Origin of the sequence: Parabacteroides sp. CH2-D42-20 (genome assembly GCF_003670185.1) — a bacterium.
GTDB classification, from domain to species: Bacteria; Bacteroidota; Bacteroidia; order Bacteroidales; family Tannerellaceae; genus Parabacteroides; species Parabacteroides distasonis.
The window spans coordinates 23,359-49,551 of the sequence record NZ_RAYG01000031.1; the positions used below are offsets into that span (position 1 = coordinate 23,359).

At 45.9% G+C, this 26,193-nt stretch carries 16 protein-coding genes; 3 read left to right on the plus strand and 13 right to left on the minus strand.

The features are described from left to right. Positions 1–62 precede the first annotated feature (62 nt). The 9 genes from D7V92_RS17415 to D7V92_RS17455 form a co-directional block, all read right to left on the minus strand. Entirely contained in the window at positions 63–1,103 is a 1,041-nt protein-coding gene (locus tag D7V92_RS17415; RefSeq protein ID WP_199718919.1) for a FecR family protein, read from the minus strand. 65 nt (positions 1,104–1,168) lie between these two features. Continuing rightward, positions 1,169–1,735 carry an RNA polymerase sigma-70 factor gene (locus tag D7V92_RS17420; RefSeq protein WP_008778039.1) on the minus strand — a complete coding sequence of 189 codons (567 nt, stop codon included), beginning with the start codon at positions 1,733–1,735 and terminating at the stop codon, positions 1,169–1,171. Between the two features lie 158 nt (positions 1,736–1,893). Continuing rightward, entirely contained in the window at positions 1,894–3,879 is a 1,986-nt protein-coding gene (locus D7V92_RS17425; protein WP_008774090.1) for a glucosamine-6-phosphate deaminase, read from the minus strand. Positions 3,880–4,062: 183 nt separating this feature from the next. After that, on the minus strand, positions 4,063–5,229 hold the full coding sequence (gene nagA, locus D7V92_RS17430; protein WP_036617330.1) for an N-acetylglucosamine-6-phosphate deacetylase: 1,167 nt from the start codon (positions 5,227–5,229) through the stop codon (positions 4,063–4,065). A gap of 12 nt (positions 5,230–5,241) precedes the next feature. After that, complete coding sequence (gene nagA / locus D7V92_RS17435; protein WP_036617327.1) at positions 5,242–6,408, minus strand: N-acetylglucosamine-6-phosphate deacetylase; 1,167 nt, start codon at positions 6,406–6,408, stop codon at positions 5,242–5,244. 585 nt (positions 6,409–6,993) lie between these two features. Next, the gene (locus D7V92_RS17440) at positions 6,994–8,943 is read right to left on the minus strand and encodes an ABC-F family ATP-binding cassette domain-containing protein (RefSeq protein WP_048928023.1); all 1,950 of its coding nucleotides are present in this window, start codon (positions 8,941–8,943) and stop codon (positions 6,994–6,996) included. Positions 8,944–8,981: 38 nt separating this feature from the next. Beyond that, positions 8,982–9,947 carry an alpha/beta hydrolase gene (locus D7V92_RS17445; protein WP_121773390.1) on the minus strand — a complete coding sequence of 322 codons (966 nt, stop codon included), beginning with the start codon at positions 9,945–9,947 and terminating at the stop codon, positions 8,982–8,984. A gap of 123 nt (positions 9,948–10,070) precedes the next feature. Next, positions 10,071–11,678 (minus strand): RagB/SusD family nutrient uptake outer membrane protein, encoded by a 1,608-nt coding sequence (locus tag D7V92_RS17450; RefSeq protein WP_036617318.1) that lies wholly within the window; start codon positions 11,676–11,678, stop codon positions 10,071–10,073. Between the two features lie 30 nt (positions 11,679–11,708). Further along, a complete protein-coding gene (locus D7V92_RS17455; protein ID WP_121773391.1) occupies positions 11,709–14,798 on the minus strand; it encodes a TonB-dependent receptor in 3,090 nt (1,029 codons plus the stop codon). Between the two features lie 518 nt (positions 14,799–15,316). On the opposite strand from D7V92_RS17455, the gene D7V92_RS17460 reads away from it, so the two are divergent. Then, positions 15,317–15,871: a DUF3332 domain-containing protein gene (locus tag D7V92_RS17460; RefSeq protein ID WP_005865883.1), complete on the plus strand. Its 555-nt coding sequence runs from the start codon at positions 15,317–15,319 to the stop codon at positions 15,869–15,871. 90 nt (positions 15,872–15,961) lie between these two features. Continuing rightward, positions 15,962–19,300, plus strand: coding sequence for a glycoside hydrolase family 2 TIM barrel-domain containing protein (locus D7V92_RS17465; protein ID WP_370036546.1), 3,339 nt, complete (start codon positions 15,962–15,964; stop codon positions 19,298–19,300). A gap of 124 nt (positions 19,301–19,424) precedes the next feature. Here the strand turns inward: D7V92_RS17465 and D7V92_RS17470 are convergent, their stop codons facing one another. After that, the gene (locus tag D7V92_RS17470; protein WP_121773392.1) at positions 19,425–20,408 is read right to left on the minus strand and encodes a TlpA disulfide reductase family protein; all 984 of its coding nucleotides are present in this window, start codon (positions 20,406–20,408) and stop codon (positions 19,425–19,427) included. Between the two features lie 20 nt (positions 20,409–20,428). After that, a complete protein-coding gene (locus D7V92_RS17475) occupies positions 20,429–21,199 on the minus strand; it encodes an EFR1 family ferrodoxin (protein WP_005861724.1) in 771 nt (256 codons plus the stop codon). A gap of 87 nt (positions 21,200–21,286) precedes the next feature. Between D7V92_RS17475 and D7V92_RS17480 the strand changes: the two genes are divergently transcribed. After that, positions 21,287–21,544, plus strand: coding sequence for a hypothetical protein (locus D7V92_RS17480; RefSeq protein WP_009276550.1), 258 nt, complete (start codon positions 21,287–21,289; stop codon positions 21,542–21,544). Between the two features lie 228 nt (positions 21,545–21,772). Here D7V92_RS17480 and D7V92_RS17485 read toward each other — a convergent pair whose 3' ends face one another. Together D7V92_RS17485 and D7V92_RS17490 are read right to left on the minus strand one after the other, a co-directional pair. Next, on the minus strand, positions 21,773–23,047 hold the full coding sequence (locus D7V92_RS17485) for a TolC family protein (protein WP_121773393.1): 1,275 nt from the start codon (positions 23,045–23,047) through the stop codon (positions 21,773–21,775). A gap of 28 nt (positions 23,048–23,075) precedes the next feature. Next, positions 23,076–26,189: an efflux RND transporter permease subunit gene (locus D7V92_RS17490; RefSeq protein ID WP_121773394.1), complete on the minus strand. Its 3,114-nt coding sequence runs from the start codon at positions 26,187–26,189 to the stop codon at positions 23,076–23,078. Positions 26,190–26,193: the final 4 nt, after the last annotated feature.

Here is a 26,193-nt window from a genome sequence, read left to right on the forward strand (position 1 = left end):
TTTGTGATCAGGTATTTGTCATAGGCAATTCGAATGTTTAAGGTTATACATCTATTATTTTGTTATTTGCTCCTCGCCGATATCAGGATATCTTTTCCGTCTTTCGTGAAAGTGAATTGTTTCTCCGAGTTAATAATATCTAGCACCTCTTGTATACCTTGATCCAAGGAGAAGGTTCCTGTGTAGCGGATGTTCCGCAGACTGTCATGCGCCAAGCGGATATTTACCCCATAGTAATTCTCCATACGTTTTACGATAGAGACTAAGGTCTCATCCTTGAAACGATATTTCCCACCTACCCAAGCGTTCGAGATCGAGGCATCTGTCTCTGACAAGAAAATAGAGCCGGTCCGGTTATCCGACCGGGCTTGCTGGTTCGGCTTTAGCTTCATACTACTCATTTTCCGTCCTTGAGCGTCAAAAGATTCCAATAGGATACTACCACTTAATAAGGTGGTGACGCTAAAACGATCATCGTTGAAAGCCTGTATATTGAATGAGGTTCCGAGTACCGTGATTTGTTGGTTCTTTAGTTTTACGATGAAAGGTTTCGAATGATTCTTCGCAACCTCGAAATAGGCCTCACCCTCCAGATGAACCACACGCTCATCTCCATTAAAAGAGGTGGGGTATTTAAAACGGGTGGAGGCATTGAGTATGATCTTACTGCCGTCGGATAGCAATAGCGTGTTCGCACGTCCGCCTTTTTCCACTACAATCTCGTTATATTCCGTATCGCCAGCATATAAACGATTGCTTATCCATTGATTCATACCCACACCTATTCCCATAGCGATTACGATAATCGCCGCATATCTCAAGAATGAAAGCCAGAACTGTTTGCCAAGGACCTTGGATTTCACAGATACGCCAGAGATCGCATCCAGCTTTCCAGCCATTCGCTCCCAACTACGCTCCACGGAATAATGGTTCAAGAACGCCACTTCTTTCCGAGTGTCAAAAAGCCCCTTAAGCTCAAAGAAGTGGGCTTTATTAGCGTCACTCTCATGAATCCAAGCATCCAACACCCGAAGTTCATCCTCTTGAATCTCGTTCTGCAAATAGCGTATGATCAGTTCTTCTATCGAATTATTAAATTCCATTTTCTGTTTCATTTATAATATATACGACCGGTTCCCTCTTTTTACTTACGTATTCTACCGTATTTTCATCTAAAAAATAAAACCAGTGCCAGAAGTGCCAACACATTCCGTATGATCTTCAATCCTTTATAGAGTTGCGCCTCTACCGTACGTTGAGAGATATTTAGCATTCCTGCGATCTCCACTGATTTCTTCCCGTCCACATAAGCCAACGTAAAAACCTCTCGGCATCTGTCCGGTAACTTGGCTATTTCCCGGTAAACGGAGTCCAGACGCTCTTTCTCCAGCTCCGCCGCATCCGACTGATTATAATAACCTATCTCCTCTATCTTTAGTCTACGAGCAACCTCATCCGCATAAGTCATTTCTATTGATTTATGCTTTAGGTAATCGAGGCAAGCATTTTGAACGGAACGGAATAGGTATGTCTTCAAGCCTTCTTCCACGGAATAAATCTCTTTCTTTTGCCAGATCTTGATGAATATATCATGCACTAAATCTTCCGCCGTATCGCTATCCACATATTTCGAGGCATAAAAGATCAGTCTGGGGGCATTCTCCAGATATAATAATTTAAATTTATCTAACTCATGGTTCTTAATAATATAGTCTTTCATGCTCAATGTGGACATTTCTTGTATTATATTAGACAATTCAAGGCTTCTCCTTTATCTATATACGATCATAGAAACAGATCTACTTACGCCCACACGAAAAAAATAACACAAAAACAAAAAGCCCTATCCGAACTTAATCAGATAGGGCTTTCAGATTATTCTATCGCTAGATATTATCTCAACGGGATATATTGTACAAACGCCTCGATCGCCTCATAAGAAGCCAAACCTAATTGACGATACAACTCCGCAGTAGCACGGTTGCGATCTTCGGCACGCTGCCAGAACAAACGCTCGTCGTCACCCAGATACGGAGCGCTCTCGGCCTGCGATTGATGCTTCAAGATAGCGTTACGTTTGAAGCGCAACTCCTCCGGACTGATAGGTACGGCCATCTCGATATGGTCCATTTCCCATTCTGCCCATGCGCCGCGATACATCCATACACGGCAGTTCTTCATCCATTCCTCGTCTTTCACCTCGTCGATAGCGGCCAGTACGGCATCCAGACAAACCTTGTGAGTTCCGTGCGGGTCAGCCAAGTCACCGGCGACAAACATTTGATCCGGCTTGATCTCGAGCAACAGCGCCTTTACGATATCCTTGTCGGCCTCACTCAAATCATTCTTTTTCACTAATCCGGTCTCGTAGAACGGAAGATCCAAGAAATGAACATGATCGTCCTTCACGCCCGAGTAGCGGCAACCGTGACGGGCTTCCTCACGACGGATCGTTCCTTTCATAAAGAGGACATCCTTTCTCTCCGGCTCGCCGTTCTCCACCTTCTCGTAACGCAGGTAGTTGATGATCTCGTTCGCTTTATCCTTCACGGCCGAGTCGGGAGAGTATTTCTCACATACATCACGCAAATACTCGCAATAACGGATTACCTCCTCGTCGCCTACGGCAATATTACCGGAAGTCTCGTAAGCCACATGCACATCATGATGCTGGTCGCACAAACGACGCAAGGTTCCGCCCATGGAGATCACGTCATCATCCGGGTGCGGACTGAATACGATCACTTTCTTCGGATACGGGTTAGCACGCTCCGGACGATTGGAATCGTCGGCGTTCGGTTTACCACCCGGCCATCCGGTAATCGTATGCTGGATATCGTTGAATATCTTGATATTTACATTATACGCCGAACCATACAGGGCTAACAACTCACCCAATCCGTGCTCGCTATAATCCTTGTTTGTCAATTTCAAGATCGGTTTGTCCGTCAACTGACACAACCAAACGATCGCACGGCGGATCAACTTATTATCCCACTCGCAGCTAGTCACCAACCAAGGATGGCTGATACGAGTCAGGTCGTAAGCAGCAGAAAGATCAATCACGACCTTAGCGTTCGCATGATTCTGCAAATAGCTGGAAGGAACGGCATCGCTAACCTTGCCCTCAACGGTCTTAGCGACAATACTAGCCTTATCCTCGCCCCAAGCCATCAAGATCACGCTGCGGGCGTTCATCATCGTAGAGATACCCATCGTGATAATACCGGCCGGTACATTCTCCAGCGAAGGGAACGTACGGGCAGCCTCCTTGCGAGAAGCACCTTCCAACAAGACCATACGGGTACGCGAGCTGATCGTCGTTCCACCCACGTTGAACATGATATTGCTGGAGTTACCGATACCTAGCAACATGCAATCGATACCTCCCACGGATTGGATCGTCTCCTCATACTGGCGACAGAAATCTAGGATAGCGTCTTTCGGCATGCTTCCGTCCGGGCAATAGATATTCGCAGGATCGATATCGACCTGATCGAATAACTCCTCTTTTAGGCGAGCCAGATTTCCGGCGCTGGGATTAGCCAATGGATAGAACTCATATTCCACGAAAGCAATCACGTTGCGGAAACTTAATTTCTCCTCTTTATGCATACGGATCAACTCCTTGTAAACGCTTAGCGGAGAACGTCCTCCGGGTAAAGCGATCACGAAGGGCTTACCGATATCTTGTTTTTTACGGATTTGTGTTGCTATCTCTTTAGCGATAGCGAAAGAACCTTCCTCGGCCGATTCGTAAATGTTTGTCGGAATCTTTTCCAAACGGGTTAAAACAGAATGCTCGAAAGCATTTTCCGGGCGATAATACCGCAACGGTATACGCGTCAGAGTAATTTGAGAACTAAGGTTCGTTTTCATGTTTAATTATTGATTTAGTATTACAATCTTACTTGAATCACAAATATATGAAATAAGTACTGATATCGCCATACGTTGATAGAACAAATTTATTAGCCGAAAGGTTTGATCTATATCGCCTAAAAATAAAAAAGAACCGTCCCGGCCAGCCAAGACAGTCCCTTCCTTATATTATTAACGAGCTTAGACCAATGTATTTGTCTCCGGAACTAAATTTCCCATGCTCCATACCGCACGCACATTCAACTTACGATCCAAGATCACGATATCCGCGTCCTTCCCTCTTTGCAAGGTTCCGGTGCGATCGCTTACCCCCATCAGGCGGGCAGGAGTCTCCGAAGCCATACGCACGGCGTCGGCCAAGGGAATATCCGCTTTCTGCACCATCGTACGCACCAATACGTCCATCGTAGCGATACTTCCCACCAATGAGGAGTGATCCGCCAACTTGCATACGCCATCCTCAATGATAATGCGGGGATCGGATAAAGGCTTACCCTCGTTGGCGGCGCAAGAAAGAGCGTCCGTAACCAAGCAAGTACGTTCCACTCCTTTCAGCTTATAGACCAATCGGAGGATCGTAGAGGGTAAATGACGCCCATCAGCGATCACCTCTACCGTCATATCGTCCATCAAGAAAACACTTTCCACCGTTCCCTCGTATTTATATTCCCGACGCTTATGGAAGCCCGGCATAGCGTTATAGAAATGGGCCGCATGCGTGAAACCGGCGTTGTAAGCGGTCTTAATATCATCAAACTCCGCTTCCGTATGCGAGATAGCGGGCAGGATTCCCCTCGACTTCAAGTATTGGGCGAACTCAAGCGTACCCGGTATCTCCGGGCTGGAATCCCAACGCTTGATGCAATCCGTGCGTTCCAATATCTCTTTATATTCTTTCGGGTCGGCGGAATTCTCCTTATCGATAAACAGGCTCGCCGCCATCTTCGGATTCAGATACGGTCCCTCGATATGCAATCCCAAGATAGGGCCGTCTTTTTTCCTCATCATCTCCTCGCATACGGCCACCGCCTTATCGATCACCCCAATTTCCGGAGCCAACACGGTAGGGAATATCGTCGTGGCCCCATGCTTCTGATGGGCAGCTACCGCACCATGAAAAGCCTCTTCCGTACATTCGGAGAAGTCGAAGCCCCCACCGCCATGGATATTCATCGCCACGAAACCGGGGACGATAGACATTCCTTTCGCGTCCACCACCTTGGCGCCAATCACCGCTAAATCGCTATTTGTAACCTCTAAGATCTTCCCATCGCTAATCAATACGGAACCATCCTTCATCCAACCTTGCGGAGTAAGGATATGGCCATTTATAATTTGTGTCAACATAATCGTTCTTGTTTAGAATAGTTTATTCGTACCTTCAACCAACTTACCCATCGCCCAGACCGCACGGACATTCAAGTCACGGTCCAACAAGACGATATCGGCGTCTTTGCCCCGCTGCAAGGTTCCCTTGCGATCGGATACGCCCATGATACGGGCGGGAGTCTCCGAGGCCATACGCACGGCATCCTCCAAGGGAATCTCGGCCTTCTGCACCATCGTACGGATCAGGCGGTCCATCGTGGCGACACTACCCGCCAAGGCCGATCGGTCGGCCAACTTACACACGCCATCCTCGATGATGACACGGGGATCGAAAGCGACTTGGCTATCACTGGCGGCGCAAGCCAAGGCATCCGTGATCAGACAAGTGCGTTCCACACCTTTTATCTTATAGACCAGACGAAGGATCGTAGGCGGCACATGGATACCATCCGCAACGACCTCGACGGTCATATCATCGAGCAGATAGATGCTTTCCACCGTTCCCTCATACTTATACTCGCGGCGTTTATGGAAACCCGGCATGGCGTTATAGAAATGGGTGGCGTGGGTATAACCTACCTCATAAGCGGTCAAGATATCCTCAAACTCGGCTTGGGTATGCCCTACCGAGGCGAGTACGCCTTTCGAGGTGATATATTTACCGAACTGCATCGCTCCCGGAAGTTCCGGAGCGGCGTCCCAGCGCTTGATGCAATGCGTTTCCTCCAACAGAGGGATATATTCCTCGGGATCGGGATTCTTGATGTTCTCCGGGATCTGGCCACCGGCCATTTTCATGTTGAAATAATGTCCTTCTAAGTGAAGCCCCAGAACCGGGCTATCTTTCTCGGCCATCAGTTTCTCGGTGGTCTCGGCAGCGGCACGGATCATCGGGATGGTAGAAGAGGATAAGGTGGGGAAGATACTGGTCGTACCGTGTTTCATGTGCGTGGCTACCGCCGCACGGAAAGCGTCCTCGGTGCCTTCCATAAAATCACGGCCTCCACCTCCATGCACGTGAATTTCCACACCCCCGGGAACGATATACATACCTTTGGCGTCTATCAAGGTTGCCCCTACTACCGCTAAGTCGCAGTTTGTTACTTCTAAAATCTTACTGTCGCTTATCAGTACCGAGCCGTCTTTCAGCCAGCCTTGCGGGGTAAGAATCTTTCCATTAATGATCTGTGTTAACATGATATGTGTTTTAAGCTTTCGCGTTTCTTTGGATAGCAAAGTTAAGGACTTTCTTTTTAAAACGAGTAAGCTATTAGAGGTTATTTTCAAAGAATAATCAAAATGACACTTTGTAATCCGAACCTCCGGAGAATCGAATATTCCGGGCCCTAAGTACAGCTCGCCTCTAAATCCGAAAGAAAATTTCAGTAATCAACTAATGGCCAACACCATACCCCAAAACAGCCTTTTATTCTAGCGAAATCAATTCATCCTAATTCATATCAAAGGGAGAGATTGGTATCATTTATAGGGTTACAATACGGTTCTAGCAGGGTAAGAATGCCTATTCACGAGTAGTCATAACCCTATTCTTGAGTAGTCACGATGCCCAACGGCGGCATACGCATCGGCCGATGGCAGTACTGGCGTAGCCCAACGCAGCCTATCACGCATGAGAAAAGGGATATTCTCCCCTTTAAAAGCCAGCTCTCGTACTCTCCCTTCCGCTATTTTGCGTCATCAACGGCAAGCGCTTGTCACGAAAACAGGAGTATTTGGATCAAAAAGATCAGATAAGCAGCCTTTCACTGACTAGCAGCCTTTTCATGAATCCTGCGTATTTAGCTCTTCCAACTCCATTGTCCGTTCGGTCCATAGATCCATCGCATCGGAAAGTTCTTTTTTTAGGGCAGAATATTCACCGTAGAGAGAAGCGTCGGAGGCACCTTCCGGCGTAGCCAGCTTCGCCTCGATAACGGCAATGCCATTCTCAAGCTCCGAGATACGGGCCTCGGCCTCGGCAACTGCTTTCTCCGCTTTCTTAATCGCTTTACTCAGTTCCTTCCTTGCCTCATAGGAGAGCTTGTTTTGAGATACCTGAGCCTCACCGGTACCGGATGTGGAAGTGCTCGTCCCGGTAGAACGTTCCAATTCACGCAAGCTATCCATTTTCTTATGCTCCAAGAAATTATAGATGCCGCCTAAGTGCTCGACGACTTTCTGGTTACCGAACTCATAGACCTTATCGACTAGGCCATCCAAGAACTCACGGTCGTGGGAAACCAGAATCACCGTGCCGTCGAACTCCCTCAAGGCGTCTTTCAGCACGTCTTTCGAACGCATATCTAAGTGGTTCGTCGGCTCATCGAGAATCAGCAGGTTGACCGGCTCCAATAACAAGCGGATCATCGCCAAACGGGTACGCTCGCCACCCGACAGGACTTTCACCTTCTTATCGGAAGCCTCGCCACCAAACATGAAAGCGCCTAGGATATCCCGTATCTTCAAGCGGATATCTCCTTGCGCTACGTAATCGATCGTATCAAAAACGGTAAGATTCTCGTTCAATAGTTGCGCTTGGTTCTGGGCGAAGTAACCGATCTTCACGTTATGACCTAATTGGAGCTTTCCGGTGAAATCGGCAATCTCTCCCATGATACATTTCACCAAGGTAGATTTACCCTCGCCGTTCTTTCCGACGAAAGCTACTTTATCGCCCCGGTTGATCGTAAGCGTCACATGGTCGAAGATCAGATGATCGCCATAACGCTTCGCCACCTCCTCACAAATCACCGGATAGGAGCCGGAACGGGGAGCAGGCGGGAATTTCAGCCGCAGCATGGCTGTATCCACATCGTCTACCTCGATACGTTCCACCTTCTCCAATTGCTTGATGCGGGATTGTACTTGTACGGACTTCGTGGCTTTATAACGAAAACGCTCGATAAACGCCTCGGTATCGGCCAATTTCTTTTGTTGGTTCTCATAAGCGCGCTGCTGCTGCTCACGGCGTTCTTGGCGAAGTACGACGTACTCCGAATATTTCACTTTATAATCGTAGACCTTGCCTAATTCGATCTCCAAGGTGCGGAAAGTCGTATTATCAATAAAGGCACGGTCGTGCGATACTAAGATCACGGCGTTGGCACGGGTAGCGATAAAGTTCTCCAGCCATTGGATGGATTCTATATCCAGATGATTCGTCGGCTCGTCCAGCAACAACACGTCCGGTTGCCGGAGTAAGAGCTTTGCCAGCTCGATACGCATACGCCAGCCTCCGCTGAACTCAGACGTCGGGCGGTCGAAATCGCTACGGCTAAAGCCTAATCCGACCAATGTACGCTCCAACTCCGCATGGTAGTTGTTTCCTCCCATCATCTGGAAATGCTCGGATAGGTACGTGACACGATCGATCAGCTTTTGATAGCTCTCGGAGTCATAATCCGTACGCTCCGCCAATTGGGTATTCAAGCGGTTGATCTCCTCCTCCATCTCATGGATATGCTCGAAAGCGCATTCCGCCTCCTCCCGCACCGTACGGGTATCAACTAATTGCATGTGCTGGGGCAAATACCCGATCGTAACATCTTTCGGTACGCTAACAGTTCCGGAAGTGGGTGATTGCAAACCGGCGAATATCTTCAACATCGTCGATTTACCCGCACCGTTCTTGCCCACCAAGGCGATACGGTCCTTCTTGTTTACCACAAATGAAATGTCATCAAAAAGCGTAAAACCGCCAAACTCAACTGTTAGTCCTTCAACCGAAATCATACTGTCTCTTTAATTTATGACCGCAAAGATACAACAGTTCAAGGTTTACTCACAAACTTTTCAATTAATATCAGCACATCCTTATGCAACGGAAGGGCGGGATCGGTATAGGTAGCCATTTGCCTCTGCTGGTCCATCGTATCGCAGGTCTTCATCAGATGGTTCATATTTCCAATCAAATGATAATCCGCCGAAGGCTGGGCTTGCTTCAACAGTTCGGCATCTTTTACGGATACTTGCATATCCTTATCCCCTTGTAAAATCAACACCGGCACTTTTAATTTTTTGATGATTTCTTGCGGATTATACGTATACCATGAGATCATATAAGGCTGTACCGACGAACGGAACAAGGATTGTAAGCCGATCGGCACGTCCGGTACGAGCTTCCCTCCCTTCAAGGACGCATTTATCGACTTTACCATGTCCCGGATCACTTCCGGCTGACCCGCCATTTGCTCCTCCACGATCTCATAGGCCGGACGCCCCGCACCCGCCACCGAAATGTATCCTTTCACTTTCGGGTTATCCACCGAAGCCGCCATACCGACCAACGCTCCCTCGCTATGCCCCAACACATAGATTCCGGAAATACGTTTATCCCGGCTCAAATAATCGATCCAGCCTCGTGCGTCCTTGATCCCGTCCTCGAAACGCATGGAATACTCATCCTTTCCCGCTGAGGCGCTGGAGGCGATACCCCGTTTATCATACCGCAAGGAAGCGATACCTTTTCCCGCTAGCCCTTCCGCCAAGTATTTAAGGGAGTTATTCTTACCCGGCAAGGCGGCGGAGTTCCCGTCCATATCCGTAGGGCCGGAGCCGGGGATGATCAATACCACAGGATAACCGGACTCCTGATTGGGAGTTACCATCTTCCCTTTTAATGCCCCGGTAGACGTATTTAACACCACCGAACGCTCGTTCAACCGTACAGGCAACTGCGGCAAACAAGACAAGGATACGAGAAGAAAGCAGGCAAAAACTATCAGTTTCTTTTTCATAACGGAATCAATTTATATACTTAAGCACATGAGACATACAATCTCAATATTCGCCAAATGTAACTAAAAAAGGGGAGAACCTCTCGGCCTTCCCCCTTCTTTATCTAACATCTTTATAGGAAATTAATAACCCGGATTCTGTTTCAAGTTCGGATTCTTATCCATGCTTGTTTGAGGAATCGGCAAGTAACGGTTACGAGAAGAGAACTGGCGAGTCTCAATAACAGCCGTACCCGTGATTTCCGCACGTTTAGTAGGCTCAGACTCCCCATAATTAATCGTTCCTGTAACACGTAACAAATCACCATTCATGACTTTCTCGGCAAGCATCTTTCCATCTTCCTGCCAACGGACGATGTCCGCACGGCGCAAGCCTTCGCCGGCCAACTCTACCGTACGCTCACGACGGATCAATTCACGAAGTTTATCCTTCGTCCCATATTTAGCCTTATCCACTTCCCCCATTCCTACACGCTGGCGGATCTGGTTCAAATAACCATAGATCTCATCAGAAGGACCGCTCAGCTCATTCGCAGCCTCCGCATACGTCAATAGAACCTCCGCATAACGGAATACGATCGGACAAGCTCCCGAACTCCAAACATCTCCATATTGATCCATCGGATCCAAGTATTTCGCCCAAGTCAAAGCACTCTTGGAAGCATTATCTGTATAAGTCGGGAAGTTCTTGTTGACAGTACCATCTTGAAGTTTCTCATCTAAAGTATTCAAGATATCACCTCTCCAGTCACGTCCCGGATATAAAATGGTCATGGCCATACGAGGGTCGCGATTCGCAAACGGATGCTTTGCGTCATAAGTCTTCGACTCTTCTTTCGTCAATCCATCAGACATTTCATACATATCCACCAAATTCTGGGTCGGGACGATAGAAGACCAACCTTGGTCTACATTATTGTACATTTGCCCGATGGTTCCCAATCCGTCCAACGTCTCAATATTCTGATCCGCTAGGATTATCTCTTTAGAATCCACTCCCGATACCTTAAAAAGATTCGTATAATCCGGATCCAACTCATACTGCTTCAAATCAATGATTGCCTTAGCTGCGTCTTTTGCCTTTTGCCAATCACCATAATACAAAGCCTCACGCATCTTGATAGCTAAAACAGCACCTTTAGCGATATAGCCACGAGCCTCCGGAGCCTCCGCGATCCCAGCTAAGGCCTCGTCTAAATCCTTAGCTATATAATCGCGTACCTCTTGTTCCGTATTGCGTTCCACTTTAGCCTCGTCTGCACTTGAATAAGAACTAATAATAGGCACACCACCATACCACCAATTCATCAAGAAATACTTATAAGCACGGATCGCTTTAGCTTGAGCCACATAATTAGCTTTTACAGCGTCACTAGAAAACGTCACCTTGTCTACATTCTCCAAGAATGTATTCGCCTTACGAATCGACTTGTAATCATAAAGGATCTGCCCAGGATTAGAACTAGACAATGACCCATCCCCCCACGGGCGGAATCCTTCCCAAGGGAAATTATTATAGCCTATATCTGAGCCACAATCCAGATAAAGCAACGTATTTCCATCTAGCAAATCCTTATAACAGCCTACTATGAAGCCCTTCGCATCCGCCTCTGTCTGCCATGTGGTAGAGGGAGCCAACTGATCCTTAGGCACCGTATCCAGAAAATCCGAACACGAAGTAGATAACGCAGCCATACCAGCCGCCAACATATATATTGATAATCGTTTCATAAAATCTTCTATTTAAATGGTCTTAACTAATTAGAATGTCACATTTACGCCAAAAGAATTTGTCATCACTAATGGGTAGCTAGACAAACGGGAACTAATAGTCTCCGGGTCTACGTTCAATGGCATAGAATCTATCGTAAACAAATTCTCCGCAGAATAATAAACACGTACATTCGACAAACCGATAGCGTTCAGCACACTCTTTGGAAGCGTATATCCTAATTGCAATGTCTTCAGACGCAGGTAACTGGTATTAATTACCCAGAAATCAGACATCACGTTAGAAGCCTCACTCGGAGATTTTCTAGACTCCGCTACACGCGGCATACTTGCATTGGTATTTTCCGGTGTCCAGCTATCCAGCCATGCAGTAGAAGGATGTCCGGCACTACCCGAGAACTCACCAAACGCTTCTTTCGTAAACGCACGGCCTACATTAGCCGCACCGGTGAAGTTCAAAGTCAAGTCAAATGCTTTATAGCCTACATTCAAGTTCAAACCAAATGTAACAACTGGATTGATAGTCTTAGACAATACACGGTCATCCGCATCCAGCTTTCCATCTCCATTCGTATCTACATAACGTAAATCACCGGCTTGGAAATCCTGTCCGAACGGGTAGCCGTCTTTTCCTTTATAGGTATCCATCCATTGCTGTGCCTCCGCATCAGATTGGAAAAAGCCATCAGCCTTATATACATAGTAAGAATCGATTGGCTTTCCAACAAAACGCCACAAATCACCGTCATCAGGATTTGTCATACGGTCTACACCTCCTAAATCCTCGATCTTGTTCTTATTATAGGCCATATTTCCCATCACATTCAATGACCAGTCATTCCACTTATTGTTATAACCTAGCTGTACCTCGACACCTCGGTTACGCATAGAACCCACGTTATCGAAATAAGGATCCAAGCCAAACTCTGTCGGGACCGGTACCTCCATGATGATATCCGTAGTCTTGCGATCATAGTAATCAAACGTGAAAGTCACATGATTAATAACCGCATCCAAGCCAATACCCCAAGTCGTAGATTTCTCCCATGACAAATCCTCGATACGATAGGCTTTCTGATAATATCCCGTCGTCAAGTTGCCTCCTATAGGATAATTACCATCCAAATTATAAGTCTGCATCCAAGGATAATATTGGTTCTCCCAAGGGTTCGATTTATTCAAGGCGTCTTGATTACCTAACATACCCCAAGAAGCACGAATCTTCAAACTGCTCAACCAATCATGCGTACTTTCCATAAACTCCTCCTCGCTGATACGCCAAGCACCGGAGAAAGAAGGGAAATATCCCCAACGATGTCCCGGAGCAAAACGAGAGGAAGCATCCGCACGGAAGTTTGCCTCTAATAAATATTTTCCCGCAAAATCATAATTAATACGCCCAAAATAGGAAAGCATGGCAAGCTCTCGGCTCAAACCATCATTTGTTTGTGTAGAAGCCCCACCGGCATCCATATCATTCAGGCTATTACTCGGGAAATTATTCCTCTGCATCTGATTCTTGCTAACCTCATACTTCTCCGCATGATAACCTACCATCACTTTCAAGCCATGCTGACCAAAGTTCTTGCTGTAATTCAGCAAAGCATCGAAATTATAACGTTTCCAATTCACGAAACGTTCAACCAAGGAAGTGGTACGAGACGCAGATGCCGGATCATCCGGTATGCTCAGAACTCGCTCCGTATGACGTTGGTCCTCGTTCACATAGGCACCCGTCACAGTAGCCTTCAGCCCATCAATAATATCATAATCAACAGAAAGTGCCCCCGTAAAATTCTGGTTACAATTATCCACCGTCTGCCCGGAATCCAACCATGCGATAGGGTTACCATCGTTAGTTTGTCCGTATTTGCCATCCTTATCCTTGACAGGAATCATCGGACTAATAATATTCAATTGACGGATAATCTGGTCGGAAGAACCACCATAATAGCTAGCATTCGGATCCGAGAAGTCATTCTTGATAAAAGACATGTTCATCCGAACAGCCAGTTTCTTCGTCAACTGCATATCCAGATTCGTACGTCCGTTAAACTGTTTACGATCTGAGTTAGGAAGGATACCCGTCTGCCCTAAATATCCGGCCGAAGCCATATACTTCACGTTCTCCGCACCTCCTGTAATACTAACATTGTGCTTATGCAACAAACCTGTCCGATAAGCCTCATCATTCCAGTCCGTATTAGGATGTCCGTAAGGATCAGAGCCATCCTCAAACATCCGGATGTCCTCGTCACTATAACGTCCCGGCTCGAAACGATTCCACAAACGTGCGTAATCGGCTGAGCTGACACGATCAATCATGGAAGTAGCTTTCGAGGCACCCACATATCCGTTATAAGAGATACGAGGAGCACCCGTCTTACCACGTTTTGTCGTGATCAAGATAACACCATTAGAAGCCTTCGAACCGTAAATAGCGGCGGAAGAAGCGTCTTTCAATACAGAAATACTCTCAATATCATTCGGATCGATATCATTCATGGAGCCACTCTCGATACCATCGATCAAGATATATGGGCTGGCAGAGTTCAAAGTACCGACACCACGGATACGGATCGTACTACCATCCTGTCCCGGACGGCCTTGACCCGAGGTAACGGTTACACCCGGCATCATACCTTGAAGACCGGAAGACACGTTGGAGATAGGACGGCTTGTCAACTCCTTGCTATCCAATTGGGCTACCGCTCCCGACAAGTTCGCCTTCTGTTGCGTACCATAACCGACAACGATCACCTCATCTAATTTCTGGGTATCTTCCTGCAAGGATACATTGATGGAAGGCTCTCCATTATATTTGAATTCTTGAGTTAGATAACCGATAAAGGATACTTGGATCACATCCCCTTTCTTCACATCCAACACGAAATTACCATTCATGTCGGTTACAGTACCATTCGTAGTACCTTTTACAACTATTGACGCTCCAGCCACAGGGCCAAAACTGTCACTAACCGTTCCCTTCAAACTACCTTCTTGCTGGGAAATACCTACCCTCGGAATTATCGCCGCACGATCAGAAGCATGAACCACACCTCCGGAACAAAACGCTGCAGACAATAGAACAAAACTGACAGGTCTTACAATTTTCAACATAAGAATCGTTTTTTGTTTATTAAATAGCTGTTACTATTATAAGACTTAAGGCATACTATTTTAGATCTCGTTTCTTATAATATTCACTCTTCTAAATCATTAATGTATAATTATAAATCCTCGGTTAACTACCATGAAAGCACTTCTTCATCGTTCTGGCGGAACTTATAATCATTAGACGCAGCAAATATAGCACTATTTTTAATTATAAAACAAAAAAGACTAATTTTTCGCATACGAATCTAAAACGACACCACCTAATTATTAAAATATTTAACAAACAATCTTTTCAACCATAATCTTTTTTAGTATGGAGCTATGGACATCAAAGAGGTATATGGTTTGAAATTCAAACATGAAGTTAGTGTATATGAGTAATAAACGGAGTTCCGCCAGAACTACGTACTTATAGAAGCCTGATTAATATTAAGGCACTTATTCCATTTATTCCTTTATAACCACTATTTATCATGAAAAAGTTGTTATCTTCGTCCCTTGTAATAACTAATTATTAAATTATGAAAAAGAAAAGCTTAACTTTATTACTAGCGACTACGGTGGCAAGCAGTATCCTATTTTCGTCCTGTATAGGATCTTTTGGTTTAACAAACAAACTTTTAACGTGGAATAGAAGCATCGACAGTAAGTTTGTTAATGAGCTAGTGTTCATTGCTTTCTGGATTGTCCCGGTTTACGAAATTTCCGCTTTGGCTGATGTCCTTGTGATCAACTCTATCGAATTTTGGAGCGGAAGTAATCCTGTAGCAGATGTAGGTAACGTTAAAACAATCGATGGTAAAGACGGCGTTTATACCGTAGAAACAAAAGTTGACGGATACCATATCCAAAAGGAAGGCGACGAGAAAGCGCTTGACTTAGTTTTCAACGAAGCAGATCAAAGCTGGAATGTAGAGGCTGACGGTGAAAGCACAAAATTGTTAAAATTCAATGGCAATGACGAAGTTGTCATGTACCTACCGGACGGAAAAGAAATGAATGTCGAGTTAAGCCAATCTGGGGTTTTAGCATTCCAGCAAGTAGCTAACGGATATTCTTACTATGCAGCTAAATAATTGAAAATTGAGAATTGAAAATTATGTAGAGTCACTTCTAATTTTCAATTCTCAATTCCCCAGTGCTAATCTAAATAAAATACGATGAATATGAACTCTATCAAAAAAATGATGCTTTCCGGAGCATTAGGTTGCCTTATTTCCGGAATGGCTTATGCGGGCGGTTCTTCACCCCAACCTGCAAAACCTTATTGGCAAGACATCCAAGTGGTAGCCGTAAACAAGGAAAAACCCAGAAGCTCTTTCATGAGTTATGCGGACCGGGAAACCGCCCTCACCTCTCGATTTGAGAAAAGCCCGTACTATTCCCTATTAAACGGTACTTGGAAATTTTTCTTTGTCGACTCTTACAAAGATCTTCCTCAAAATATCACAGATCCTTCCGTTAATACCTCTTCATGGGATGATATAACCGTTCCCGGAAACTGGGAAGTACAAGGGCATGGCGTAGCCATTTATACGAATCATGGTTACGAATTTAAACCAAGAAATCCCCAACCTCCGTTATTGCCGGAAGCGAATCCGGTTGGCGTATACCGCAGAGACATCGAGATACCCGCAAGTTGGGATAACCGGGATATTTATTTACACATCGGCGGAGCTAAATCCGGCCTTTACGTATATTTAAACGGGAAAGAAGTGGGTTATAGCGAGGATTCCAAAAATCCCGCCGAGTTCCTGATCAATAAATACCTGCAACCCGGAAAGAATGTGCTTACATTAAAGATATTCCGTTGGAGCACCGGTTCTTATTTGGAATGTCAGGATTTCTGGAGAATGAGCGGTATCGAACGTGACGTATTCCTTTGGTCTCAACCCAAGGCCAGTATTCAAGATTTCCGTGTCGTCTCAACTTTGGACGATACGTATACGAATGGAATCTTCAAACTGGCGGTAGACTTAAAGAATCATACCCAAGAAACAAAAAACTTAAATGTCGGATATGAGCTTTTGGACGCAAAAGGTAATCTTATGGTCTCCGAGGCTAATGATATATGGGTAAGTCCTGCAAGTCCTCAAACAGCATCTTTTGAGTATGATTTAAAGAACGTAGCCCCTTGGAGTGCCGAGCACCCGAATCTATACAAATTATTGATGACGATAAAAGAAGAGGGTAAGGTAATCGAGGTAGTTCCATTCAACGTTGGTTTCCGCCGGTTCGAGATGAAGCAAATCGACCAAGTAGCGGAAAACGGAAAACCTTATACGGTCTTATTATTCAACGGACAACCGGTGAAGTTCAAGGGAGTCAATATCCATGAGCATAACCCGGAAACCGGACATTACGTTACCGAGGAACTCATGCGTAAGGATTTCGAGCTGATGAAGCAAAACAATATCAACGCTGTCCGCCTATGCCACTATCCGCAAGACCGTAAATTCTATGAACTCTGCGACGAATACGGATTGTATGTTTACGATGAGGCGAATATCGAGTCTCACGGTATGTATTACAGCCTGAAAAAAGGCGGCACTTTGGGTAATAATCCGGAATGGCTGATCCCGCATATGGACCGTACGATGAATATGTACGAACGAAACAAGAATTATCCGAGCGTTACTTTCTGGTCACTCGGAAACGAGGCTGGAAACGGATACAACTTCTATCAAACTTATTTATATCTGAAAGACAAGGAAATAAATAGCATGAATCGTCCGGTGAACTACGAACGTGCTCTTTGGGAATGGAATACGGATATGTACGTACCTCAATACCCAAGCGCTGAATGGCTAGAGGAAATCGGACGTAAGGGTAGTGATCGTCCGGTAGCTCCTTCGGAGTATTCACATGCGATGGGTAACTCTTCCGGTAACTTATGGGATCAATGGAAAGCGATCTATAAATACCCGAACCTGCAAGGCGGATTTATCTGGGACTGGGTGGACCAAGGTATCTTGGAAAAAGATAAGAATGGACGTGAATATTATACCTATGGTGGTGACTATGGAGTAAACGCCCCTAGTGACGGAAACTTCCTTTGCAACGGTATAGTAAACCCAGATCGTACCCCGCATCCCGCTATGGCAGAGGTTAAATACGCCCATCAAAATATCGGGTTTGAGGCGATCGATTTAGCGAACGGTTTATTCCGCGTCACGAACCGTTTTTATTTCACGAACCTAAAGAAATATATGGTCCACTATAGCGTAACAGCCAATAATAAAGTTGTACGCTCCGGTAAAGTCTCTTTGGACATAGAACCGCAAGCTTCTAAGGAATTTACGGTTCCCGTAGGCAACTTAAAGCCACAAGCCGGTACGGAATATTTCGTAAACTTCAACGTAACGACCGTAGAAAAAGAGCCGTTAATCCCTATCGGACACGAAATCGCTTGCGATCAATTCCGCTTACCGATCGAAAACCCCAAGAAGACGTTTAAGACCAGCGGCCCTAAATTAACGGTTTCAACCAATGGAGATAACTTATCGGCATCCTCCTCAAAGGTAAACTTCGTGTTTAACAGGAAGACAGGAATCGTTACTTCTTATAAAGTGGATGGTACGGAATATTTCAGCGAGGGTTTCGGTATCCAACCGAACTTCTGGCGTGCGCCGACCGATAACGATTACGGAAACGGTATGCCAAAACGCTTGCAAGTCTGGAAGGAAAGCAGCAAGAACTTCAACGTGACAGACGCTACCGTCACTATGGATGGCAATAACGCCGTGGTTAACGTGAACTATTTATTGCCGGCAGGAAATCTATACATTGTTAATTATACGATCTATCCAAGCGGAGCCGTAAATGTGGCCGCCCGTTTCACATCCACGGATATGGATGCCGCCCAAACCGAGGTATCGGAAGCTACTCGCACGGCAACCTTCACTCCGGGACGTGACGCCGCCCGTAAAGAGGCCTCCAAACTAAACGTTCCTCGTATCGGTGTTCGCTTCCGCTTACCGGCAAGTATGAATCAAGTGGAATATTTCGGACGGGGACCTGCTGAGAACTACTTGGACAGAAACGCCGGTAGTATGATCGGCTTATATAAATCTACAGCCGAGGAATTATATTTCCCATATGTACGCCCGCAGGAAAACGGTCATCATACCGACACTCGTTGGGTATCACTTAGTACCGGCAAGAAAGGCTTGTTGATCCAAGCGGATAATACGATTGGATTTAACGCTTTGCGTAATTCCATAGAGGATTTCGATGACGAGGAAGCAACTGGGCTACCCCGTCAATGGAGTAATTTCACACCAGAGCAAGTAGCGAACCATGATGAAGCCGCAGCAAAGAACGTATTACGTCGCCAGCATCATATCAACGATATCACGCCTCGCGACTTCGTTGAGGTTTGCGTCGACTTGAAACAACAAGGTGTAGCAGGTTATGATAGCTGGGGTTCACGTCCGGAACCAGCTTATACATTACCCGCAAACCGGGAATACAACTGGGGCTTTACCCTTATTCCGCTTAAATAAAGAAAAGTCATAACTTATCCATAACAAAGGGAGTGTATTAGGCTTAATCCAATACACTCCCTTTGTTTATACTACTGCAACGGCTTTGCAGCACTACTGCAAGGCGGGTTGCAGTAACGTATCCTTATTTAATCACTTCCTTCAAGGTATTCTGTAAGTCTTCTCCAGTGATATTCTTGGCGATGATCACCCCATTCGGATCCAATAACACATTTGCCGGAATACCTCGTACCCCATAAAGAGCAGGGATCTCAGAATCCCAATATTTCAAGTCGGAAACGTGAGCCCAAGTCAGATGATCGTCTGCGATCGCTTTCTGCCATTTAGCCTTATCCTTGTCCAAGGATATACCTACGATCGTAAAGTTCTTATCCTTATATTGCTGGAAGGCATTTACCACGTTAGGGTTTTCCTTGCGACACGGGGGACACCAAGAGGCCCAAAAATCCAATAACACATATTTTCCCCTAAAGTCCGACAATGACACAGAAACTCCTGCAGTATCCGGCAAGGAAAACTCCGGAGCGACTTGTCCGATCTGTACGTGTTCTAATTGTTTGATAATACCGTCCAAGTCCTTCACATAAGGACTATTCACCAATACCGGGGAAATCTTCGCACGAGTCGCCTTCAAATCATCCAAAGATAATTGGTAGGTAAAATAACGATATAGATAGAACGACGCCGCCGGAGAATCTGGATATTTCGAAATCAAACTGTCAATATCATACCCTTCCTCAAATACCTTCTCCGCATTTTCTTGAAAGACATCATTCACCGGTGAATTCTGTACGGTAATAGTCTCCCCGTCATTCCCGATCTTGACATTCATATCCGTATTCTCCAAGAAAAGTTGAACCGGATAGTTCATGCTCTCGGTTGCCAAACCGAATAGTAAAGGCTGATCTACCTCACCTTTAAAGGTGAATTTCCCATCTTTGATCTCCGCCGTATCCACGTCAAAGAACATTTTATTACGGAATGACTTCAAGTAAATTTTACCGTCGGGCATATTCTCTACCTCACCATTGATAACATATCCTTTTGGAACTTCTTGGCAACCAACCACCAAAAGGCCGGCAAGCGCCATCATACAAAATTGCTTCATTTCTCTATTCTATTTATTGATTACTTAAACCCAGGGTGATGATAACGTCCCTTTTTCAACGAGATCTTACCATATTCTATCGCACGCACCGGGCAACGATGAATGCAGGCAACACACTGAACGCAAGAATCGGCCCATTCCGGTTTTCCGTCACCCGACAGGGAAATCGTACCGGTCGGACAGACCTTCGCACAGATTCCGCAAGAGATACAGGCATCCGTAGCATAAAATCGGTTGCCGCCTATCGCAAAGTGAGTGAACAACGGATAGACCATATAGCTCTTCAAAAGAGGGACACTTCCCGCATAATACAAAGAGGGATTTCTCTTCTGCCGGATCGCCTCTACGATCTCGCCTACACGTTCCGGCGCTTTTTCCAGTTTCTCAGTCTCTACCATCTTACTATCCACGTCGAAGCCGGGCATCAAGACATAATTGTTCGGCATTTGTACAGAGAATCCTCCGGTTACGGCAATTCCCCGCCTCGCCAAGATGCTCCGCATGATCCGATCCGTATATCCACAATCATCACCACAAGTACAGACGAAATAAACCTCTTGCCCCTTATATCCGGACAGGATCAACCGGGAAATAAAGCGGGGCACCAATACAGCCGGCCCCCAAGAATGGACAGGGAACACAAAAAACACTTTCTCCCTCTCCCCCAATGGATAAGCATTCTTACCCTCATTCAACGCATCGGCAATGGAAACCAACGGCTCATCGAAAGCCGTCCCTAACGCTTCCGCAACCCAACGGGAGTTTCCTGTCCCTGTAAAGTAGAATATCATGCGCTCATTTTTTAGATGCAAAAATACATAATATCCAAATATATACGCTATCTTTATCTAGTTTAAGAAACCTAAAAAACAAATCTTATGACAACGATGGAATTAAATTTACGGAAAGAATATCTCTATGACTTGATAAAAGGCATGGATGAGGAAAGATTATCGAAAGTGGAGACCTATATAAAACGTTTGTGCTCTCCTACTTCCAAAAAGGCAACGAACTACCCTTGGACGCCATCGGTAGAAGAATTAGAATCTATGATAGCTGAATCTGAAGAAAACTATGAGAAGGGACTTTATATAGAGGAAGAAGAGATGAATAAGTTTTTTGAATCGATGAGATGAAACAAGCCATTACAAAATATTGTATTGTATAGAAAATGATGATTTCATCCACATTGTAGTCGTTTTCGATTGCAGGCAACCCCCCAATAAATAAATATCTTTTTTCAAATAAAAAAACAGCTATATCAAAAGTATTATAACCGGACGTTGGTTTCACAGAAAAACATCTATTTGTAAAGTCTACGTTACCAACGCCCGATTATAAAAACTTACACTCTTAGGAGATGATCAGATCTCAATATCCCAAATACCCGCCGAACGTTCTAATTCGACCAAGGCTGAGCTGTAATTAAACAGCGTCTCAATATACTGAGCTTGTACTTCATCGTAAGTACGCTGGGCGTCCAAGACTTCCAACAAAGAGACTTCCCCCCTATTATAGCTGTAAATCTTGCCATCCATCACCTCACGGGCTTGCCTTAAAAGCCCATCCTGATAATGATTGACTTGCTCGGCGAAAGATTGATAATTACGATATGCCTGCATCACCTCCGTCTGTACTTGCAAAAGAGCCTGCTTATATTGCGCTTCCGCCTGTTGCTCCCGATAACGAGCGGCACGAACCGTTCCCTTATTGAAATTAGAGAATTTCAAAGGAACAGTGATACCTGCCGTCACTCCGGTAAAAGGAGGTGCCGGGGCTTCCTCATTATAAACCCGGGCGTTACGGCTTACGGCGATAGACAAATCCACATCCGTATTCCGCTCCCGGCGAGCTACTTTCAAGGCTCTAGCGGCCACTTCCTTGTTTTTTAAGGCGGCTACCAAATCCGTACGCCCCTCGCTTGCCGCCGTGATTAAGTCGGCAAGGATAAAATCCCGAGGCTCCGTACGTAACTCAGCCTCTGGGTGAAATAAAGTATCCGTACTGAAAGTCCCCGTCAAGAAGTTTAAGTTCGAGAAAGCATTCTTTAATTCCGCTCCGGCTTGCAACAACTCGTTTCGTAAGACCCCGGCCTCTACCCGGCTCTGCGTAGCATCCACCTCACGGATTTGCCCCAATGAGAAACGGATACTGTCGCTCTCCGCCAATGTCCGGATATTCTCATAGGCATTCTCCTTTACCTTATACAACTCATGTTGCTTCAAGGCTTCCATATAAGCAATCGTAGCGTCTGCCCGGAGATTCCGGAAATAATCGGCCAACAAAGCCTCGGTCAACTCACTCTCGCTACGTGCCAATGAGATATTCGCACCCCGTTTTCCAAAAGAGAAAGTTTTGCTCAGTTCTACTTCAACACCTTCTCCCATTTGCAAGGAATTATTCTCATTATTGAAATAAGACACGGAAAGGTTCGGATCGTTAAACACCTTTGCCACCGTTACCTCAGCCTTAGCGGCCGGCACATTCAATTTCTCCGACGCATACTCAAGGTTGCCTTCCGCAACCCGCTCCATATATTGCCGATACGTAAGCGGAACCATGGTCTGGGCATTCACGGATAAGCATCCGCAGAGTAACGACAGGATTATATATTTCTTCATATCTTCTAATCTAAACATAGTATATCTTTTTAATTCCACCTCCGGATTAAGCGTGCAGCTCTTTTTCCTCCGATACCGGCGTCAAATCCTTCCCCTCATAATGTTTCTCGATCATATAGTATAAAGCGGGAAGTACATAAAGCGTAATAACCGTAGCAAATAAAAGCCCGTAAACGATTACCGTAGCCAAGGGACGCTGCACGTCCGAACCGATACCTGTACTAACAGAGGCAGGAAGCAATCCCAAGACCGCAACCGTAGCCGTCATCAAGATCGGACGGAAACGGTGCTTAGTTCCCGTTATCACCGCATCTTTCAAATCTCGTTCCCTTGTACGTAAGTTATTGATATGGGAAATCATGATCACGCCATTTTGGATAGCGACACCGACCAAGGCAATAAAACCAACCGCCGAGGAAACATTCAATGTCATTCCCCGCACATTCAACGCCAACATACCACCAAACAAAGCCAAGGGAACGACACTCATCATCAAAGCCGCCTGCCGGAATTTACCGCAAGCCGCAAACAACAGAAGCAGCATCAGTCCCAACGCCAAAGGAACCACAGCCCCCAAACGGGCATACGCACGATGCTGGTTCTCGAACTGTCCGGCCCATTTCAAATGCACGGAATCATGATCGTATTTCACCTCTTTATCAATCAACGCATTCGCCTTATTCAAGAACGCTGTCAAGTCCACGCCACGTAAATTAACCCGTACCGTCAAGTGCCGCTTATTCATCTCACGGGTAATCGTACTGGCACCGGTTGTCATCTTAATCTCCGCTACTTGCGAAAGAGGAATCTTCGTACCGGAACCGGTAGTCAGCAATAGATTACCGATACGTTCGGGAGAATTGCGGCTAGCGTCATCGAAACGACAAATCACGTCATAACTTTTACTTCCGACAAATATCTGGGAAATAGAGGCTCCACCGATCGCTAACTCAATCAAATCAGCCACATCCGACACGTTCAAGCCATACTGGGCGATACGGGCACGATCCGCGATAATCTGCAATTGCGGCAACGGAGGCTCTTGATCTACCGCTACGTCGGCAGCACCCGGTATTTCCTTCAACACATTAGCGACTTGATCTGCGATATGGCGACTTTCCGTAATATCATCGCTATAGATCTTCAACGCCAAATCACTATGAGCCCCGGCGATCTGATCCATCACCATATCGATGATCGGCTGTGAAAAACCGACCGAGTAGCCGGGCATAGTCTCCAACTTAGCTGCCATCTCCTCGATCAAATCCGCTTTCGTCTTACCGAACTCCCATGTACTATAGGGCTTCAATCCCACGCCACACTCCACATGGGAGAGTGAGAACGCTTCCGCCCCCTCATCATCGCGACCTACTTGGGTCATTACATATGAGACTTCCTTAAACTCTTTCAAAGTCTTCCGAAGCTCCGCCCCCATCTCCTTAGATTTCTCAATGGAAATACCCGGAGGAAGCTGTACCTGTATCCAGATCGCCCCCTCATCCAACGGAGGCAAGAAGTCTTTTCCTACGGTATAACTTAAAATCCCCGCTCCCAGCAATATCGCCAGTAACGGTACAATAACCCGTCTTGGCTTCTCCATCAATCGGGCAATTTGTGAATGATAAGCCGTGGAAAGTTTCTCCAACCAACGATTATGGTAAATCTTTCCCGGCTTACGATACGCATAAAAGGCCAATCCCGGAATCAAGAACAAGGCCACGCACAAAGCGCCCAGCAAAGCATACCCTACGGTATAAGCCATCGGCGTAAACAATTTCTTCTCAATATGCTCAAAAGCGAACAAAGGAAGATAGGCCGTTATAATAATTAATGTAGAGAAAAAGATCGGGCGAGCCACCTCAGTCGTACGGCGCAAGATCGAATCTTCCGTCAATACCTCATCCGGATGCCGTTCCCTTTTCTTCAAGACCGTCTCCATCATCACGATCGCTCCGTCTACCAAAATACCGAAGTCTATAGCGCCTAGGGAAAGTAGGTTCGCAGGAATATTCGTAACATGCATCAAGATAAAGGCAATCAATAGAGACAAGGGAATGGTTAAGGCCACCAACAAAGCGCCACGCCAACTCCCCAAGAATAAGATCAGTACTAAGACAACCAGTACCATACCCTCGAACAACGTATGCGATACAGTATGCAAGGTCGTATTAACCAAATCCGTACGATCCATAAACGGATGGATACGGGTTCCCTCGGGAAGTGTCTCGTTATTTAGTTCGTCTACCGCCTTATGCACATCATCCAACACCCGGGACGGATTCTCCCCCCTAAGCATTTGCACGATACCTTCCACGCCATCGGAGTAATCACGGGTATCGTCCGTAAAACCTAAAACGCCCTTACGCTCCAAGTTTCCGTATTTCAGTTTACCGATATCATTCAAGTAGACCGGGACACCATTCACGGTCTTGATCACGATATGTCCCAAGTCTTCCAAGTCCTTAACCAGACCGATTCCACGGATCACATAACTCAAATCCCCCCGGCTTAACATACTACCACCGGCGTTCACGTTATTCTTCTCTATCTTTTCCGTAATATCCCCTAAGGTAATGTCGTATTGCTCCATCTTATAAGGGTTCACCTCGATCTGATATTGGGTAGTGATACCGCCGTAATTACTTACATCCGCTACACCCGTAACCTGTTTCAGTCTCGGAATAATTACCCATTTATGCAAATCGGTCAACTCCCTCAAGTCTAAACGGTCACTTTCCACCACATAACGAAAGATCTCTCCCGTCGGCGAAGTCAAAGGATTTAAGCCGGGAACCGCATTATAAGGAAGCTCCACGTCTACCAACCGCTCTTGTACACGTTGCCGGGCCCAATAATCCTCAATACCATCATCAAAAACCAATACGACCGTAGATAAACCAAACGTATTCTTGCTACGCATTACGTTTAGTCCCGGCAGACCATTCATAGCCCGCTCGATCGGAATACTGATTTGTTGCTCGATCTCCTCGGCGGCCAATCCGGGAACTTGCGTCACGACTTGCACGGTGGTATCGGCGATATCCGGATAAGCATCTATCGCCAACCGCGTCCAAGAATAATAACCAACGATCGCTAAGAACAGAAATAACACGAACATCAGTCCTCGCCGATGTATCGCCAAGTAAATAATCCTTTTCATAATC

Excerpts from the sequence above, each read along its gene's own strand:
- D7V92_RS17415 (WP_199718919.1), bottom strand. The coding sequence starts at position 1,103 with ATGGAATTTAATAATTCGATAGAAGAACTGATCATACGCTATTTGCAG.
- D7V92_RS17420 (WP_008778039.1), bottom strand. The coding sequence starts at position 1,735 with ATGTCCACATTGAGCATGAAAGACTATATTATTAAGAACCATGAGTTA.
- D7V92_RS17425 (WP_008774090.1), bottom strand. The coding sequence starts at position 3,879 with ATGAAAACGAACCTTAGTTCTCAAATTACTCTGACGCGTATACCGTTG.
- nagA (WP_036617330.1), bottom strand. The coding sequence starts at position 5,229 with ATGTTGACACAAATTATAAATGGCCATATCCTTACTCCGCAAGGTTGG.
- nagA (WP_036617327.1), bottom strand. The coding sequence starts at position 6,408 with ATGTTAACACAGATCATTAATGGAAAGATTCTTACCCCGCAAGGCTGG.
- D7V92_RS17440 (WP_048928023.1), bottom strand. The coding sequence starts at position 8,943 with ATGATTTCGGTTGAAGGACTAACAGTTGAGTTTGGCGGTTTTACGCTT.
- D7V92_RS17445 (WP_121773390.1), bottom strand. The coding sequence starts at position 9,947 with ATGAAAAAGAAACTGATAGTTTTTGCCTGCTTTCTTCTCGTATCCTTG.
- D7V92_RS17450 (WP_036617318.1), bottom strand. The coding sequence starts at position 11,678 with ATGAAACGATTATCAATATATATGTTGGCGGCTGGTATGGCTGCGTTA.
- D7V92_RS17455 (WP_121773391.1), bottom strand. The coding sequence starts at position 14,798 with ATGTTGAAAATTGTAAGACCTGTCAGTTTTGTTCTATTGTCTGCAGCG.
- D7V92_RS17460 (WP_005865883.1), top strand. The coding sequence starts at position 15,317 with ATGAAAAAGAAAAGCTTAACTTTATTACTAGCGACTACGGTGGCAAGC.
- D7V92_RS17465 (WP_370036546.1), top strand. The coding sequence starts at position 15,962 with ATGAACTCTATCAAAAAAATGATGCTTTCCGGAGCATTAGGTTGCCTT.
- D7V92_RS17470 (WP_121773392.1), bottom strand. The coding sequence starts at position 20,408 with ATGAAGCAATTTTGTATGATGGCGCTTGCCGGCCTTTTGGTGGTTGGT.
- D7V92_RS17475 (WP_005861724.1), bottom strand. The coding sequence starts at position 21,199 with ATGATATTCTACTTTACAGGGACAGGAAACTCCCGTTGGGTTGCGGAA.
- D7V92_RS17480 (WP_009276550.1), top strand. The coding sequence starts at position 21,287 with ATGACAACGATGGAATTAAATTTACGGAAAGAATATCTCTATGACTTG.
- D7V92_RS17485 (WP_121773393.1), bottom strand. The coding sequence starts at position 23,047 with ATGTTTAGATTAGAAGATATGAAGAAATATATAATCCTGTCGTTACTC.
- D7V92_RS17490 (WP_121773394.1), bottom strand. The coding sequence starts at position 26,189 with ATGAAAAGGATTATTTACTTGGCGATACATCGGCGAGGACTGATGTTC.